This is a genomic window from Thermoanaerobacterales bacterium (assembly GCA_030019475.1).
GTDB lineage: Bacteria > Bacillota > Desulfotomaculia > Desulfotomaculales > JASEER01 > JASEER01.
In genome coordinates this window covers 1-17126 of sequence record JASEER010000003.1, presented here as the reverse complement: position 1 = coordinate 17126, position 17126 = coordinate 1, and the positions used below count along the sequence as shown (strand labels likewise).

The window sequence follows — 17126 nt, the reverse complement described above, 5'->3', positions numbered from 1 at the left end:
TAAACCTTGATCTTCCCAAGCACCTTTACTTTCAGACCTTCGAGGGGGTTGACGCACGGTGAGACGGAACCCAACGGTTGAGACCAACACGAACGGAAACGGCAAGCACCTTTTGAGCCTCCTGCTGCTGGGAGGCGGTACGGTCGTCGTCTATGCGTTGATCTTTCTGGACTTTCAATGGATCAAGCCCTGGTTGACCAGGGGGTTTTACGCGGCATGCATCACGATGCCTACGGTTCTCCTGGTGGCCTTCCTGTACGGCGGTGTTGTCTACCGTTTGCTTAAACCGCTGGAGACCAGGATAGACGCCCTGGGCATCGGAACGGAAAGGGGGCATCACTGAATGGCCGGTCTGGCTGCTCCCACCGGAGTAACGGAAGCACTGACCTTTGTCCAGCTCACGCCGGTTCGCGCTCTGGCCCTGGCCGGGCTTGGTTTCGTGGGGGGTCTCCTGAGCGGCTTCTTCGGCACGGGCGGCGCCTTCATCATGACCCCGGGGATGATGGGGCTCGGGGTCCCGGGCATCGCCGCCGTGGGGGCGAACATCACCCACAAGTTCGGCAAGGCGCTGGTCGGTGCGGCCAAGCACAGCGAGATGGGCAACGTGGACATCAAGCTCGTCCTTTTCATGTTCGTCGCCCTGACGAGCGGGGTGCAGATCGCGGTGACCCTCAACACCAGGGTCTTTGAAATGCTCGGCACGGCCGGGTCGAACCTCTACATCAGCGCGGTCTACGTCGTTCTGCTCTCGATCGTGGCCTGGGGTATGTACCGCGATCTCAAGAACGAGGGCGCGCCGCGCACCACGGCGGGCCCCTCCCTGATGGAGAGGATACAGAAGCTGAACCTGCCGCCGATGATCAGTTTTCACGTGGCCAACACCCGGGTCTCTCTCTGGCTGGTGCTTCTGGTCGGCCTGGCGACCGGTTACCTGGCGGGGACGATCGGCGTCGGCGGTTTCATCGGGGTGCCGGCGATGATCTACCTCCTCGGGGTGCGGACCGTGATCGCCGCCGGGACGGAACTCGGGATGGCCATCTTCTCCGGCGCCTATGGCGCCCTGATGTACGCCAAAGGCGGGTTTGTAGACATCCGGCTGGTGCTCCTGCTCTACCTGGGCTCCCTGCTGGGGATTCAGGTCGGGGCCATCGCCACGAAGGCCGTGCGCGAGGGGCAGATCAAGCTGGTCATCGTCACGGTGGTCGCTCTGGTTGCCGCCAGCCGCGCCATCGTCATCCCCGGGTACCTGGCCGACCTGGGCTACCTCGGCCTGTCTCCGGCGCTGGGTAACGCCCTGCAGACGGGAGCGAACGTTCTCCTGTACGGCAGCGCCGGCGCCGGCACGCTCCTGATCCTGACCTGGATCGTTCAGGCGCTGGCCAGGGGGAAGGCTCCGGAGGCCATTCCGGCACGTTCCCGGTCGTAAGGAAAAGCTTACCGGTTAGAAGGGGTGGTAGCGTTGACGGAAAAGAAAGAAAGGCTGTCGGCGGACGAGAGGAAGAGGGTAAGGCGTTTCAGCGCGGGGATCACCGCGGTGCTCCTGGTCCTGGCCCTTGTTACCTTCTGGGGCGTGGCGTATATCCTCCAGGACACGGTCTTTACCCACTATTTTGACCCGCAGCGGCACACCATTGTCGAAGAGGCCGGCAACGGCGAGGTACTGGAGTGGCAGGACGGTCAGGGCAACGTCTACACCCCCGAAGATCCGCAGACGGTATGGTATCCCGTATCCCTGGGCTTCGTCATGCTCTTCCTGATGGGGATCTGTTACGGGCTGTATGTGCTGATGCTGGAACAGTACATCGCCCTCATCCTGGTCCGCCGATGGTACACCGGGGTCCTGCGTGATCTTCTGCCGGCGACGAAGAGAAAGCCGGACGGGAACAAGTACGCCTGGTCCTGACCGGGCGTGCTCCGACACCAGCCTTCTCCATCCAACTCTCTATACTTACCTTTCATACCTTTTTGCCCGACAGGGCACTTTTTTTTGGCCCGGCTGTATTATAATCATACTATTAGTTTCCGAAGGAGGATGGCTGTGCTGCGGATTATTCCCTCCTCCGATCCATCCCTGGCCGACGCCCTGCAACGGGAATTTGTGGTTCCCGACGAAGTGTGTCTGGCCGTGGCGGATATCCTGACGGCGGTACGGGAACGGGGCGACCGCGCCCTGGCCGAGTTCACCGCCCGGTTCGACGGCGTGGAGTTGGCCCCGGAGGAAGGATTCCGGGTCAGCGCCGCGGAGGTCAAGGCTGCCTACCGCCGGGTGGAGCAAGAGTTCCTGGACGCCTTGCGGCATGCGAAGGAGCGGATTGCCGCCTTCCATCGCCGGCAACTGCCGGCCTCCTGGTTCGAGACCTCCGCCGAGGGCATCGTCGGCGGGCAGCTGGTCCGCCCCCTGGACCGCGTAGGCATTTACGTCCCGGGCGGCCGGGCCACTTACCCGTCCTCGGTATTAATGAACGCCCTGCCGGCGGCGGTGGCGGGAGTGCGGGAAATCGCGATGGTCACGCCGCCCGCCCGGGACGGCAGTGTCAACCCTTATACCCTGGTGGCCGCCGCGGAGGCCGGGATTACAGAAATTTACAAGGCGGGCGGGGCGCAGGCCGTCGCCGCCCTGGCCTTTGGGACCGAGTCCATCCGCCGGGTGGACAAGATCACCGGTCCCGGCAACATCTACGTCACCGTTGCCAAGCAACAGGTTTTCGGGCTGGTGGGCATCGATATGCTGGCCGGGCCGAGCGAGGTCGTGATCGTCGCCGACGGGGATGCCGACCCGGCCGCCGCGGCCGCCGACCTGCTGGCCCAGGCCGAGCACGATGTCCTGGCCCGTGCGGTGCTGATCACCCCGAGTTGGGAGTTGGCCGGGGCGGTGCGCGAGGAGGTCGCGCGGCAGCTTGGCGACCACCGGGAGCGCCGCGGGATCCTGGAAAAGGCCCTGGCCGACGGGGGGCTCATCATCGTTACCCGCGACCTGGAGGAAGCCGTGGGCCTGGCCAACCGCTATGCGCCCGAGCACCTGGAATTGATGGTCGGCGAACCCCTGGCCTGGCTGGGCCGCGTGCGCCATGCGGGGGCGGTCTTTCTCGGGGGGTACACCCCGGTGGCCCTGGGCGACTACGCCGCCGGTCCGAACCACGTTCTGCCCACGGGAGGCACGGCGCGCTTCACCTCGGCCCTCGGGGTGGACGCCTTTCTCAAGCGGATCAACGTCCTGTCCTGCGACCGGGACGGTTTCGGCCACCTGGCGCCCACGGTGGCCGTGCTGGCGGAAGTGGAGGGCCTGCCGGCCCACGCCGCGGCGGTGCTGGTGCGGGGCGCGAGAGGGGGGAAAGAGGGCCGTGAGTGAAGTAACGGCGCTGCTGCGCGAAACGTTAAGGGAGCTGGTTCCCTACCGGGTTCCGGTCCATAAGGGCGTTGTTAAGCTGGACGCCAACGAGAACCCGTACGATTTTCCGCCGGCGGTGCGGGAGGCGATCCTCGGAGCGGTCGAAACGGCCCTGTTTACCCGCTATCCCGATGCGGCGGCCGAGGAACTGCGGGAGGCCCTGGCAGGTTACGCCTCCGTCGGGCCCGAACAAATCATGGTCGGGAACGGTTCGGACGAGCTGATCCTTGATCTTCTCCTGGCCTTCGGCACGGGCCGGCGCGTGGTGATCCCGGTGCCGACCTTCGGTATGTACCGCCTGCACGCCGTAATCGCCGGGGCGGAGCCGGTCCTGCTGCCGCGGCGGGAGCTGGGGCTGCCGGTCGATGCCGAGACCCTGGTGCGGGCCGCGGAGGGAGCGGCGATGGTCATCCTTTGCTCGCCGAACAACCCGACCGGGGATCTCCTGCCGTGGGACACCCTGGTGGCCGTTCTCGAGCGAACCGGGGCCGTGGTGGTGGTGGACGAGGCCTACTACGAATTTGCGGGTGATACGGCGCTCCCGCTCCTGGACCGGTACCCGCGCCTGGTGCTGTTGCGGACCTTCTCCAAGGCCTTCGGCCTGGCCGGCCTGCGTGTGGGCTATATGCTGGGCGCGCCGGAAATGATCGGGGCGGTCTGGCGGGTGAAGCAGCCCTTTAACGTGAACACCTTCTCCCAGCTCGCGGCGGTCCAGGTGTTGCGGCACCGGGAGCTGTTCGCGGGGCGGATCGCCGAGATTGGAGCGGAGCGGGAGCGCCTTTATGAGGCCCTGCGGGAGGTGCCGGGAGTGTGCGCCTTGCCCTCAAGGGCCAACTTCATCCTCTTCAATACCCCGCGGCCGGCGCGGGATGTCTACGACGGCTTGCTGGCCCGCGGCGTGCTGATCCGCAGTATGGACGGGCCCCACCTCCCGCGCTTTTTGCGGGTGACGGTCGGGCGGCCCGAGGAAAACCGGTTGTTTATTACAGCGCTGCGCGAGGTTTGCAGCGCCTGATTACGCGCCCTGGGGGCGGACAGGAGGGGAGCGGTTTTGCGCCGGAGTGAGGTTGCGCGCCGTACCGGGGAGACCGAGATCACGGTGGCCCTGGTGGTTGACGGCGCGGGAGAGTGTGATGCGGACATCGGGGTACCCTTTCTTGAGCACATGCTGGCCTTAATGGCCAAGTTCGGGAACCTTGACCTGAAGGTCAAGGGACGGGGGGACCTGCACGTCGACGCCCACCACACGGTGGAGGACGTGGGCATTTGCCTGGGGGAGGCCCTCGTGGAGGCCCTGGGCGATAAGAGCGGGATTAACCGCTTCGGGCACGCCGTCGTGCCCATGGACGAGGCCCTCGCCCTGGTGGCCGTCGACCTTTCGGGCCGCGGCTACCTGGCCTTCGAGGCCCGGATGCCGGCCCCGCGGGTGGGCGACTTTGACACCGAGCTGGTGCCCGAGTTCCTGCACGCCCTGGCCGTCAACGGCCGTTTCAACCTGCACGTCCGCGTGCTGGCCGGGCGGAACACGCACCACATCATCGAGGCCGTTTTTAAGGGGCTGGGCCGGGCGCTCTACGAGGCCGTCCGCCTTGAGGGCATGAAAGGGATTCCGTCCACCAAGGGCGTTGTGAACTAGGGGCCGGGGGTTGAAAGCTGTTGATTGCCGTTATCGATTACGGAATGGGCAACCTGCGCAGTGTTCAGAAGGGGCTGGAAAAGGTCGGTTTCGCCGCGGAAATCGTTGACGGGCCCGCGGCGGTGACGGCCGCCGACGGCGTGATCCTGCCGGGCGTGGGCGCCTTCGCCGACGCCATGGACAACCTGATGGAGCGCGGCCTGGACAGGGCCATCCAGCAGGTTATCGCTTCCGGAAGGCCGTTCCTGGGCATCTGCCTGGGCCAGCAGCTCCTATTCGAGAGCAGCGAGGAATGGGGCGTCCACCGGGGACTGGGGGTATTCCGCGGGACGGTGCGCCGTCTGCCTCCCGGGCGGAAGATCCCGCACATGGGTTGGAACGAGGTCGAGATCGCCCGCCCTTCGCCCCTCTTGGCCGGCGTTCCCGACCGCACACGCTTCTACTTCGTGCACTCCTTCTACGTCGACCCGGTGGAAGAGGATATCGTCCTCGGCCGGACCGATTACGGGGTGCGCTTTGCCTCGGCGGTCGGACGGGGAAGGGTGTTCGGGATCCAGTTCCATCCCGAGAAGAGCAGCGACTGGGGATTGAAGGTCCTGGAGAACTTCGGAAGGATGGTGGAAGATGCTCGTCATCCCGGCGATTGATCTGCGCAGCGGACGGTGCGTGCGGCTGCTGCAGGGCCGGCCGGACCGGGAAACGGTCTACGGAAACGACCCGGCGGCGGTGGCCCGGCGTTGGGAGGCGCAGGGCGCCTCCTGGCTGCACGTCGTGGACCTGGACGGCGCATTCGCCGGCTTGCCGCGGAACGAGGAGGCCATCCGCGCCATCCTGCAGACCGTGAAGATCCCGGTCCAGGTCGGCGGGGGACTCCGGACGATGGCCGGCATCAGGCGCTACCTGGAGATGGGGGTGAGCCGTGTCGTCCTCGGAACGGCGGCGGTCGCCGATCCGGCGTTCCTCGGGGAGGCGCTTGACGCCTTCGGGGAGCGGATCGCGGTGGGCGTCGACTGCCGTGACGGGCAGGTCTGCGTCGAGGGCTGGGGGCGCACGGCCAACCTGGGCCTGATGGACTTCCTGGACCGGCTGGCCGCGGCCGGGGCACGGCGTGTGATTTATACCGATATCCGGCGCGACGGTATGCTGCAGGGGTCGAACATCGCGGCGGTCGCGGAGGTCGTCGCCCGGACCCCGATGCGGGTTATCGCCTCGGGCGGGGTGTCGTCCCTGGATGATATCCGGGCCCTGGCCAACCTCGACCCGCCCGGCGTCGAAGGGGTCATCGTCGGCAAGGCGCTCTACACGGGAGCGGTCGACCTGAAGGCCGCCCTGCGGCTGGCCGCGGGCGAAGCTGAATGAAGGAGGGCGCCTGAACGCATGCTTGCCAAGCGGATAATTCCCTGTCTTGACGTTACGGGCGGGCGCGTGGTCAAGGGGGTTAACTTCGTCAACCTGCGGGACGCCGGCGACCCGGTGGAGTTGGCCGCCTTTTACGACCGGGAAGGCGCCGACGAACTGGTCTTCCTCGACATCACGGCTTCGGCGGAAGACCGGCGGATTATGCTGGATGTTGTGCGCCGCACCGCGGAGGAGGTCTTTATTCCTTTCACCGTCGGCGGGGGTTTGCGCAGCGTGGACGACATCCGCGCCATGCTGGCCGCCGGCGCCGACAAGGTTTCGCTGAATACGGCGGCGGTCAAGGACCCGTCCTTGATCGCCGAGGCGGCGGGTCGGTTCGGCGCCCAGTGTATCGTCCTGGCCCTGGACGCCAAGCACGTCGGCCCCGGTCGTTGGGAGGTTTACATCCACGGGGGGCGGACACCAACCGGCATCGACGCCGTGGAATGGGCGCGCCGCGCCGAGGCGCTGGGGGCGGGGGAGATACTGTTAACGAGCATGGACCGGGACGGCACCCAGGACGGCTACGACATCGCGCTGACGCGGGCTATTGCCGAAGCGGTGGAGGTGCCGGTCATCGCCTCCGGCGGCGTCGGCACCCTGGACCACATCGCCGAGGGACTGACCGAAGGGAAGGCTGACGCCGCCCTGGCGGCCTCGATCTTTCACTTCGGCACCTATCGCATCCGGGAGGTTAAGGAGTATCTCGCCCGGCGCGGCATACCGGTCCGGCTTTAGAATCAGGTTTGAGCGAGGGAAGAAAGAATGGCTTTTAAGCTTGAGAATTTGAAGTTCAACGCCGACGGTCTGATACCGGCCATCATCCAGGACTCGCGCCGCGGTCAGGTGCTCATGATGGCCTACATGAACAAGGAAGCCCTGGAGAAGACCCTGCAGAGCGGCCAGACCTGGTTTTACAGCCGCAGCCGGCAGAAGCTCTGGCACAAGGGCGAGACGTCCGGGCACACGCAGGAAGTGGAGGAGATCTTCTTCGACTGCGACGCCGATACCCTGCTGATCAAGGTCGAGCAGCACGGCGCCGCCTGCCACGAGGGGTATTTCAGCTGTTTCCACTACCGCCTCGACCCCAGCGGCGGGGTGGCCGTCGTCGGGGACCTGGCCTTCGACCCCAACAAGGTCTACGGCAAGGACGCGAAACAGCCGCTGCTCCCGCCCCCGAAGGTTAAAGAGGGCGAACCGCCCGTATGCCCACCCGAGGACCCGAGCGGCTGCCGGGTGATGGAGGACCTTTATAACCTCATCGCGGACCGTAAGGCGCAAAGGCCTCCGGGGGCTTACACCAGTTACCTCTTCGATAAGGGGCTTGACAAGATCCTCAAGAAGGTCGGCGAGGAGACCGCGGAGCTGATCATCGGGGCCAAAAACCACCTCCGCCAGGAGGTCATCTACGAGGTGGCCGACCTGTTCTACCATGTGCTGGTCCTGCTGGCCGAGCAGAACATCCACCTGCGCGACGTAATGGCCGAACTCCTGCGCCGCCGGAAGTAGGATTATCAACCTTTTGGGGAAACGGAGGACCTTTCTTGAGCCTGCTCGAAGGACTGAACCCGGCCCAGGCGGCGGCCGTGACGCACCCCGGGGGGCCGCTGCTGGTCCTGGCCGGGGCGGGCAGCGGCAAGACCCGCGTTCTGACCCACCGCGTGGCCTACCTGATCGGTGAACAAGGGGTGCCCCCCTACGGCATCCTGGCCATAACTTTTACCAATAAGGCCGCGCGGGAGATGCGCGAGCGGATTGACCGCCTTCTGCCGGAGCGTGCCGCCGAGATCTGGGTGTTCACCTTCCACGCCGCCTGTCTCCGCATCCTGCGGCGGGAGATCGGCCATCTGGGTTACAGTGCTGAATTCGTCATCTACGACCAGGATGACAGCCTGACGGTCATCAAGGACTGCCTGCGGGAGATGGACCTTGACCCCAAGCGTTACCCGCCGGGCGCCTTCCGGCACGCCATCTCCTGGCACAAGAACCGGCTCGTCGGTCCGTCGCAGCTTTCCGCCGCGGCCGGCGATTACTTCGAAGAGCTGACCGCGCGGGTCTACTTCCGGTACCAGGAGCGCCTCGAGGCGAACAACGCCCTCGACTTCGATGACCTGCTGGGCCTCACAGTGCGCCTCTTCGAGGAGACCCCCGCCGTGTTGGAGCGGTACCAGCACCGCTTCCGTCACCTGCTGGTCGACGAGTACCAGGACACCAACCATGCCCAGTACACCCTGGTGAGGATGCTTGCCCGGCAGCACAGGAACCTGAGCGTGGTCGGGGACCCGGACCAGTCGATCTACAAGTGGCGCGGGGCCGATATCCGCAACATCCTGGATTTTGAACGGGATTATCCCGACGCGACCGTGATCCTGCTGGAACAAAACTACCGTTCCACCGGCCGTATCCTGGCTGCCGCCAACCAAATCATAGCCCACAACAGCGAACGTAAGGACAAGCGCCTCTGGACGGCCGCCGGCGAAGGGGAGCCGATCGGTCTGGCTCGGCTCGCCGACGAGGCCGAGGAAGCACGCACCACGGCCGAACGGATCCGCTGGCTGCACTTCTCGGAGAACCGCTCTTACAACGATTTCGCCGTCCTTTACCGCACCCATGCCCAGTCACGCGTCCTGGAAGAAGTATTCCTGCGCTCCGGTATCCCCTACACCATCGTCGGGGGGTTGCGGTTTTACGAGCGCAAGGAAATCAAGGACCTGCTGGCCTACCTGCGGCTTATTGTCAACCCGGCCGACGAGGTGAGCCTGGCGCGCGTCATTAACGTCCCCCGCCGGGGGGTCGGGCAGGCTTCTCTGCTCAAGTTCTTCGCCTTCGTGCGTGAGCGGATGATACCGGCCGGGCTGGCTCTGGAGCGGGCGGAGGAAATCGAGGGTCTTTCCTCCAGAGTGCGGCGGGCCATGGCCGAACTCGGAGAAAAGCTGGCCGCCTGGCGTGCCCGCCGGGACGAGGGCGGGGCGATCACGGCGCTGGCGCGGGAGGTCCTGGAGAGCACCGGTTACCGGGCGGAATTGACCGCGGAGCGGTCGGTGGAGGCCGAGACGCGCCTCGAAAACCTGGCCGAGTTCCTTTCGGTCACCGCGGAGTTCGACGCTTCGCGGGGAGGCACGCTGGCAGAATTCCTCGGGGACCTGGCCCTGGTCACCGACCTGGACCAGCTCGACGAGGGCGCCGACCGGGTGACCCTGATGACCCTGCACAGCGCCAAAGGGCTGGAGTTTCCGGTGGTCTTCCTCACCGGAATGGAGGAGGGCGTGTTCCCGCACTCCCGCGCCCTGGATGAACCGGCCGAACTGGAGGAGGAGCGGCGCCTCTGCTATGTGGGGGTGACCCGGGCGCGGGAACGTCTGTTTCTGAGCTGCTGCGAACGCCGGCGGCTTTACGGCGTTGAACGCTATAACACCCCTTCCCGCTTTCTCGATGAAATCCCGCCCGACCTTCTGCGGGTCGAGGGCGGCGACCGCGGAGAACCCTTAGATCTGCCGCGCCCGACCGCCGCTTCCTCCGCGGGCGGGGTGCGGGAGACGTGCCGGACCTTCCGCATCGGGGACAAGGTCCGGCACCAGAAGTGGGGTGAAGGGACCGTGGTCCGGGTGACCGGCGAGGGCGAAGAGGCCCGGGTGACGGTGGCCTTCCCGGGCCTGGGGGTCAAGGAACTGCTGGTCAAGTACGCCCCGCTGGCCGGGATGAATTAGTGGTATAATATGGTATCCATATGCTAATCGGCTTTAAGGGGAAAACTCAGGTATGAGCCGTCTGTTGATCGTTGCCGGGTTGACGGCCCTGATCCATGCCGTCAACACGCTCATTTACGGCGTACGGCTGTCCGGGGTGCGCACCGAGCGCCTGGCCACGGCGATATCGCTTTTTAACGTCGTTTTCCTTGTCGCCAGCACCGCTAACATGGTCCAGGCCCCCCTCCTGGCGTCAATCGTGGACCGGGCGATTAACGCGGGTCTGTCGGCCGGCGGGGTGGGAAGCCCTGTCTACCAGCAGCACCTGGCGGTCCTCGAGGAGGACATGCGGGTGGTCATCCTGGCGGCCACCGCCGGGACGCTTCTGGGGGCGCTGGCCATCCCGCCCTTTGTACAGCTTTTTTCGCGGATCATCTTGCTCTTTGACGAGGTCGGATCGGTCCCCCGCCTGGCCGGGATGGTCCTGTTCTCTCCGCGCCGCGTGTACCGCTTTTTCGCCCAGGCGCGGATACCCCGGGCCACGGCCCTGCGGGCGGCGGTCCAGACGCGGGGGCTGCCGAAGACGTTCCTTATAATGAACGTCCTGGTGATCGGCATCTACACCATCGGCGTGCTTTCGGCGCTCTACGCCGGGGCGCTTTTCCCGGAATTCCGCTCGACGGCGACGCTGCTTTCGGGGATCGTCAACGGCATCGCCACCGTCCTGGTGGCGACGATCGTGGACCCGACGGCGGCGCGGATCACCGATCAGGCTCTGCGCGGGGTGCGTCCGGAGAGCGATGTGAAGAGTATGGTGGCCTGCCTGGCGGGGACGCGCCTTTTGGGCACGCTCCTGGCGCAGATACTGCTCCTGCCGGCGGCGGAGTGGATCCGCTTCGTGGCCCAGCTGATCGCTTAAAGTACCCTGGCTTTTGGTGGCAGGGAAGTGAGGTGTTCAGGGTGAACCTGGAGGAGGCGCGGGAACGCATCGCGCGGTTGCGGGAAGAGATCGAGCGGCACAATTACCTTTATTACGTCCTGGATGCCCCCGAGATCTCGGACGAAGCCTTTGACCGCCTGGTGCAGGAGTTAGCCCGGCTGGAGGAACGGTTCCCCGAGCTGGTGACCCCTGATTCGCCGACCCAGCGTGTCGGCGGCCGCCCGCGCGAAGGTTTTGTAACCGTACGGCACCGGGTTCCGATGCTCAGCCTGGCCAATGTCTTTTCGGCCGGCGAAGTGGCCGACTTCGGGAGAAGGGTGCACGCCGCCCTGGCGGAGGCGGATGTCGATTACGTCGTTGAGTTGAAGATCGACGGGCTGGCCGTATCGCTTCTCTACCGCAACGGCGTCTTTGTCCAGGGAGCCACCCGCGGCGACGGGGAGACCGGGGAGGATGTCACCGCCAACCTGCGCACCATCCGCTCCATACCGCTGCGCCTGCGGGAGACGGTACCGGGCCTGCTGGAGGTGCGGGGCGAGGTCTTTATGCCGAAGGAGGCGTTCGTGCGCCTGAACGAGCGGAGGGAAGAGGCCGGCGAGCCGGTTTTCGCCAACCCGAGGAATGCCGCGGCCGGGTCTCTGCGCCAGCTTGACCCGCGCGTCACCGCCGAGCGCAAGCTGGACATCTTCATCTGGGGCATCGGTCACCACGACGGGCCCATACCTGACAAGCACAGCCTGATCCTGGCATGGCTCAAAGATCTCGGACACCGTGTCAACGAGCATGTCAGGCCGTGCGCCGACCTTGACGAGGCCCTGGCCTATTGCGCCACGTGGGAGAGGAGGCGTTTTGAGCTTCCCTACGCCATTGACGGGCTGGTATTGAAGGTGGACGCCCTGGAACAGCAGGAACGCCTGGGAGCGACCTTGAAGAGCCCCCGCTGGGCGGTGGCCTACAAGTTTCCAGCGGAGCAGGCCGAAACGACGGTGCAGAAAATCATCGTACGCGTCGGGCGTACCGGGGTCCTGACGCCGACGGCGGTGTTTGATCCCGTACGCCTTGCCGGAACTACGGTTACACGGGCCAGCCTGCACAATGAAGAGATCATCCGGGAAAGGGACATCCGCATCGGGGACCGGGTCGTCGTGCAGAAAGCCGGGGAAGTCATCCCGGAGGTCGTACGCAGCCTGCCGGAAAAGCGCACCGGAAACGAGACGCCCTTCGTCATGCCCGAAGCGTGCCCGGTCTGCGGCACCGAGGTAGAGCGTACCCCGGGTGAGGTGGCCGTGCGCTGCCCGAACGTGGCATGCCCGGCGAGGCTGCGTGAAAACCTGTTGCACTTTGCCTCGAGGGGGGCAATGGACATTAACGGCGTCGGGCCGGCCCTGGTCGACCAGTTCCTGAAGAGGGAACTGGTACGCGATCCCGCCGGTCTTTACGCTCTCCAGGAGGCTGATCTGGCGGGGCTGGAACGCATGGGGGCGAAATCGGCGGCCAACGTCTTGAGCGCGATCAGGGAAAGCAAGGAGCGGCCCCTGGCCCGTCTGATTTTTGGCCTGGGTATCCGGCACGTCGGGGAAAGGGCGGCGCGGATCCTGGCCGAGGAGTTCGGGAGCATGCAGCGCCTGATGGAAGCCGATGAGGGCACACTGACGGCGATCCCGGAGATCGGGCCGAAGATTGCCGCCAGCGTGGTGCAGTTTTTCCGCCGCCCCGCGAACCGGCGGGTAATCGCCCGGCTGGCAGAGGCCGGGGTGCGAATGGAGCAGACCGGTCCCGCGGAGGTACGGGATGGACCGCTGGCGGGGCAGACTTTCGTTCTGACGGGGGGGCTGCAGAAGTACTCGCGGCAGGAGGCCACGGAACTGATCGAGGCCCTCGGAGGGCGGGTCAGTTCCAGCGTCAGTAAGAACACGGATTATGTGGTCGCCGGGGAGAACCCCGGGTCAAAATACGAAAAGGCGGTCAAGCTCGGGGTAAGGATCCTGCGCGAAGAGGAATTCGAACGGCTGATCGCGCACGCCTGACGGCCAAATGGGATGCGGGACGTGAGATGTGAGAATAAGCCTCTCACCTCTAACTTCTCGCTTCCCACCTCTCTTGAGGTGGGCGCGGCTGACAGCCGGCCGCTGGCGTGCTTACGATTTAGACTGTGTATTGGCGATTATGGCGCATTTAGCGCCATAATTGTTGTCAAAAATTCGTTTTCGCCGTCACGCTTGGTCTTGAAAGCGCCTGCGTTATTTACCTGCTATAAAGACTTTATTGTCGGGGCACTCTGAGTTCTGAAAGGGGGAAATCGGAGTGTCCCGGTCTTTTTTGAAGCGTCTCGGCTTTATTTTTTTTGCTTTTCTTGTTGCCGCGGCCTGTTGCACGCCCGCAGGCCGTAGTTTTTTCGGCGCTCCGGCGCACCGTCAGGTCCTTGTCGGCGAATCATTATCATCCTTTCTTAATGTGCCACCGCCGCTTCTTCGTAACCTGGACTTTCATACCGATCACCCGGAACTGCTGGAACCGTCGCCGTCCGGGACCGGGCCGCTGGTCCGCAACCCCGGCGAACTGCAGGTCAGCCTTCGCCTTTTCGGGGTCATCCCGCTCCGCTACCTGACGGTGACCGCCGTGCCCGAGGTGGAGGTCGTTCCCGGCGGCCAGGCCATTGGCGTGCTTCTGCACTCCCAGGGCGTGCTTGTGGTGGGGCAGGCTCCGATACGTGATGCAAAAGGGCGGGAGCATTCCCCGGCGCGGGAAGCGGGGATCGCTCCGGGAGATCTACTCCTGAAAATCAACGGTCGTCAGGTAATCAGTGAATCTGATGTACGCGAACTGGTAAACAAGGCGGGACGAGGAGGCCGCTCCTTGAAGCTGGAGTTGCGTCGCCAAAAACGGACGTTCCAAGCCCGGGTTACGCCGATCTATTGCGGGGAGACCGCGCACTGGCGGATAGGCTTGCTCGTCCGGGACAGCGCGGCGGGAGTGGGCACCCTAACCTTCTATGAGCCGCACACGAGGTCTTACGGCGCGCTGGGCCACGTTATCGCCGATGCCCAGACGTCACAGGCCATTGAACTGGCGGACGGGAAGATTGTGGCCGCGGTTATCGAGGGGGTCCGTCCGGGGCGGCGCGGCCAACCCGGAGAGAAACTCGGCGTTTTTGCTGGTGAAGGAGACATTGCCGGCACGATCCAGAAAAACACGACATGCGGCATTTTCGGAATGCTGCGCAGCCTGCCGTCGGTGAGCTTTTATCGGCGCCCGATTCCGGTGGCGCTGGCCGAACAGATCAGGCCGGGAAAGGCGGAGATCCTGACCGTCCTGGACGAGAACCGGGTCGAAAGGTTCGAGATCGAAATCGAGCGTGTCCGGCCGGGGGCCCGGAAAGACGGTAAGGGGCTTGTTATCCGGGTCACCGACCCGAAGCTCCTGGAACGGACGGGCGGCATCATCCAGGGGATGAGCGGCAGCCCGATTATTCAGGACGGCCGCCTCGTTGGCGCCGTAACCCACGTCTTCATCAATAATCCGACGCGAGGTTACGGCGTGCCGGTGGAGTGGATGGTGGAGGAGTGCGGTCTCCGGCGCTCCGATATAGTTCGGAATGAGATGAACGACCGCGTAAAGCATCGATTTGCCGTTGAAAACGTCCCTGAAGTGGCGTAAAGTTGTCAGATCAGGTAAAATTAGGAACATTGAAAAATTCCTTCCGGAGCCTGCAGGAAATCTTTGCCTCCCCGTCGAAGCTAATTCAAACAAAGAAATAGACCTTAGGGGGGCGGATGATTTCATGCCGAACAAGTTAATCCGCATGTTAATTGCGGATGACAATCGCGAGTTCTGCGAAACCCTTAAAGAATTCTTTCAGCAGCAGGATGACTTTGAACTGGCGGGGGTGGCTTACAACGGCCTCGAAGCCATGGACCTTATCGAACGGGAAAAACCGGACGTAATCATCCTGGACATAATTATGCCGCGTTTGGACGGGATCGGGGTCCTGGAAAAACTTGCCTCAGGCCTGGCCAACCATCGTCCCAAAGTGGTGATGCTGACGGCTTTTGGCCAGGAAAGCATGACACAGCGGGCGGTAGAACTGGGGGCCGACTATTATATCTTAAAGCCCTTTGACTTCACCGTGTTGGCCACCCGGGTAAAACAGCTCGCACACGGAATCAGCGTGACCCCGTATGTCTCGGCGGCAAAGGAAAGGAATCTTGACGTGGCGGTCACGAACATCATTCACGAGATGGGAGTACCGGCCCACATTAAAGGGTATCATTACCTCCGTGACGCAATTTTAATGGTGATCAATGAGATTAACCTGCTCGGAGCGGTAACCAAGGAACTGTACCCCATGATCGCCCAGAAGTATCATACGACACCCAGCAGGGTGGAGAGGGCTATCAGGCACGCTATAGAGCTGGCCTGGGATCGCGGTAATGTGGAGATGATGAACAAATTCTTCGGGTACACGATCAACCTTGAGCGCGGTAAACCCACGAACTCCGAGTTCATTGCCATGATCGCTGACAAGCTCCGGATCGAGGCCAAGGTGAGCTAAGCACAGGCAACCTCAAACCCGGCTTTGGGCCGGGTTTTTTTATGTCCGGCACTGAGCGGCGTTGTTGCTTGCCTGGAATAAACATACTATACTTAGGGATGAGAATCCGGAAGGGGCCGGAGAGATGACGGTCACTAAAGGGCGGGCACGGGTGGACAGGCGTACCAAAAACCTGGTCAAGCGCCTGCAGCCGCACGAAATCGCCGTTATCGCCCATGACGGAATCGACCGCCTGGCGGCTGAAGGACTGGTCGCCGCCCGGGCAAAAGCGGTCATCAACGCCTTGCCGTCGATCAGCCGGGATTACCCGAACAGCGGGCCCCGGCTGATACTCGATGCGGGGATTACGCTCATCGACAACGTGGGTCCGGCGATCCTCGATATCGTCCGGGAAGGCGACGAACTGGAGATCGTGGGCGATCGCGTCTACCGGAACGGGGTGCGTATCGCCGAAGGCACGTTCTTGACCCCGGAACTCGTGCAGCAGGGGATGGACAAGGCGCGTGCCTGCATGGATGAGGTGCTGGCGCGGTTTGTGGAGAACACCCTGACCTATGCCCGGCAAGAGGTCGGCTTGATCGCCGGCAACCTTCGTATGCCGGTGTTGCAGACCAGCTTTCGCGGCCGGCATGCCCTGGTGGTGGTGCGCGGCCACAACTATCGTGAGGATCTTTTGACCATCCAGTCCTATATCAAAGAAGTCCACCCGGTTTTAATCGGGGTGGACGGCGGGGCGGACGCGCTCCTGGAGTTTGGCTTTAAGCCGGATATCGTCATCGGGGACATGGACAGCGTCAGTGATCAGGCCCTTCACCAGGCGCGCGAGATAGTTGTTCACGCTTATCCCGACGGGCGGGCCCCGGGGCTCCAGCGTGTGCAACGCCTGGGCCTGCCGGCCAAGGTCTTTCCTGCCACCGGCACCAGCGAAGACATCGCCATGCTCCTGGCTTACGAAAAGGGAGCCGGTTTAATTGTAGCCGTAGGGACGCATTCCAACATGCTGGATTTTCTGGAGAAAGGGCGGAAGGGCATGGCTTCGACCTTCCTTGTGCGCTTGAAGATAGGCAATGCCCTGGTGGATGCCAGGGGTGTGTCCCAGCTCTACCGTAACCCGGTACGCCCCCGGCACATTGCCCAGATCGTTCTCGCCGCGCTGTTGCCCGTAACGGTGGTGGTAGCCCTCTCGCCCCCGATCCGCGAACTCCTTTACCTGCTCTATATCCAGATTCGCGTACTACTGGGCATGTGAGGGGAAAGCATGATTATCAACCTGCGTTACCATATCGTATCCCTGGTGGCCGTGTTCCTGGCGCTGGGCATCGGCATCCTGATCGGCAGCGCGGTTCTGGGGAACGACACGATTGCCAAGAGCCAGCAACAGGTGGCCGACCGCCTCGAGAAGCACTTGAACGAGTTGCGGCATGAAAACGAGGTGGTCCGGCAGCAGCTGGCGGCCCTGCAGGCCGAAAACGCCGTACAAAGACAGTTTAGTAAGGACGCCCTGCCCTTCCTGGTCGCCGGGCGCC

Annotated in this window: 17 protein-coding genes; all 17 read left to right on the top strand. The window is 63.9% G+C overall.

The genetic code is table 11. The features are described 5' to 3' along the window. Window positions 1–58 precede the first annotated feature (58 nt). A complete protein-coding gene (locus tag QMC81_01125; GenBank protein MDI6906074.1) occupies window positions 59–343 on the top strand; it encodes a hypothetical protein in 285 nt (94 codons plus the stop codon). Next, window positions 344–1426 carry a sulfite exporter TauE/SafE family protein gene (locus tag QMC81_01120; GenBank protein MDI6906073.1) on the top strand — a complete coding sequence of 361 codons (1083 nt, stop codon included), beginning with the start codon at window positions 344–346 and terminating at the stop codon, window positions 1424–1426. A gap of 33 nt (window positions 1427–1459) precedes the next feature. Next, on the top strand, window positions 1460–1903 hold the full coding sequence (locus QMC81_01115; GenBank protein ID MDI6906072.1) for a hypothetical protein: 444 nt from the start codon (window positions 1460–1462) through the stop codon (window positions 1901–1903). A gap of 135 nt (window positions 1904–2038) precedes the next feature. Then, entirely contained in the window at window positions 2039–3349 is a 1311-nt protein-coding gene (hisD, locus tag QMC81_01110; GenBank protein MDI6906071.1) for a histidinol dehydrogenase, read from the top strand. After that, window positions 3342–4403, top strand: coding sequence for a histidinol-phosphate transaminase (gene hisC / locus QMC81_01105; protein MDI6906070.1), 1062 nt, complete (start codon window positions 3342–3344; stop codon window positions 4401–4403). The genes hisD and hisC overlap by 8 nt, the downstream gene beginning before the upstream one ends. A 36-nt stretch (window positions 4404–4439) precedes the next feature. Then, window positions 4440–5024: an imidazoleglycerol-phosphate dehydratase HisB gene (gene hisB / locus QMC81_01100; GenBank protein ID MDI6906069.1), complete on the top strand. Its 585-nt coding sequence runs from the start codon at window positions 4440–4442 to the stop codon at window positions 5022–5024. 20 nt (window positions 5025–5044) lie between these two features. Beyond that, the gene (gene hisH / locus QMC81_01095; protein MDI6906068.1) at window positions 5045–5671 is read left to right on the top strand and encodes an imidazole glycerol phosphate synthase subunit HisH; all 627 of its coding nucleotides are present in this window, start codon (window positions 5045–5047) and stop codon (window positions 5669–5671) included. Next, window positions 5649–6383 (top strand): 1-(5-phosphoribosyl)-5-[(5-phosphoribosylamino)methylideneamino]imidazole-4-carboxamide isomerase, encoded by a 735-nt coding sequence (gene hisA, locus QMC81_01090; GenBank protein MDI6906067.1) that lies wholly within the window; start codon window positions 5649–5651, stop codon window positions 6381–6383. The genes hisH and hisA overlap by 23 nt, the downstream gene beginning before the upstream one ends. Before the next feature lie 18 nt (window positions 6384–6401). Continuing rightward, complete coding sequence (gene hisF, locus QMC81_01085) at window positions 6402–7160, top strand: imidazole glycerol phosphate synthase subunit HisF (GenBank protein MDI6906066.1); 759 nt, start codon at window positions 6402–6404, stop codon at window positions 7158–7160. 27 nt (window positions 7161–7187) lie between these two features. Further along, window positions 7188–7931, top strand: coding sequence for a bifunctional phosphoribosyl-AMP cyclohydrolase/phosphoribosyl-ATP diphosphatase HisIE (hisIE, locus tag QMC81_01080; GenBank protein ID MDI6906065.1), 744 nt, complete (start codon window positions 7188–7190; stop codon window positions 7929–7931). Between the two features lie 35 nt (window positions 7932–7966). Beyond that, window positions 7967–10129, top strand: a complete 2163-nt coding sequence (pcrA, locus tag QMC81_01075; protein ID MDI6906064.1) for a DNA helicase PcrA — start codon at window positions 7967–7969, stop codon at window positions 10127–10129. 52 nt (window positions 10130–10181) lie between these two features. Next, the gene (locus QMC81_01070; protein MDI6906063.1) at window positions 10182–11027 is read left to right on the top strand and encodes a lipid II flippase Amj family protein; all 846 of its coding nucleotides are present in this window, start codon (window positions 10182–10184) and stop codon (window positions 11025–11027) included. Window positions 11028–11068: 41 nt separating this feature from the next. After that, the gene (gene ligA, locus QMC81_01065; GenBank protein ID MDI6906062.1) at window positions 11069–13075 is read left to right on the top strand and encodes an NAD-dependent DNA ligase LigA; all 2007 of its coding nucleotides are present in this window, start codon (window positions 11069–11071) and stop codon (window positions 13073–13075) included. 277 nt (window positions 13076–13352) lie between these two features. Next, complete coding sequence (gene spoIVB, locus QMC81_01060; GenBank protein MDI6906061.1) at window positions 13353–14705, top strand: SpoIVB peptidase; 1353 nt, start codon at window positions 13353–13355, stop codon at window positions 14703–14705. 124 nt (window positions 14706–14829) lie between these two features. Continuing rightward, window positions 14830–15600, top strand: coding sequence for a sporulation transcription factor Spo0A (spo0A, locus tag QMC81_01055; GenBank protein ID MDI6906060.1), 771 nt, complete (start codon window positions 14830–14832; stop codon window positions 15598–15600). A 124-nt stretch (window positions 15601–15724) separates the two neighbouring features. After that, window positions 15725–16849 (top strand): putative cytokinetic ring protein SteA, encoded by a 1125-nt coding sequence (gene steA / locus QMC81_01050; GenBank protein ID MDI6906059.1) that lies wholly within the window; start codon window positions 15725–15727, stop codon window positions 16847–16849. Window positions 16850–16858: 9 nt separating this feature from the next. Further along, the coding region (locus tag QMC81_01045; GenBank protein MDI6906058.1) for a copper transporter at window positions 16859–17126 on the top strand (268 nt) is incomplete at its 3' end.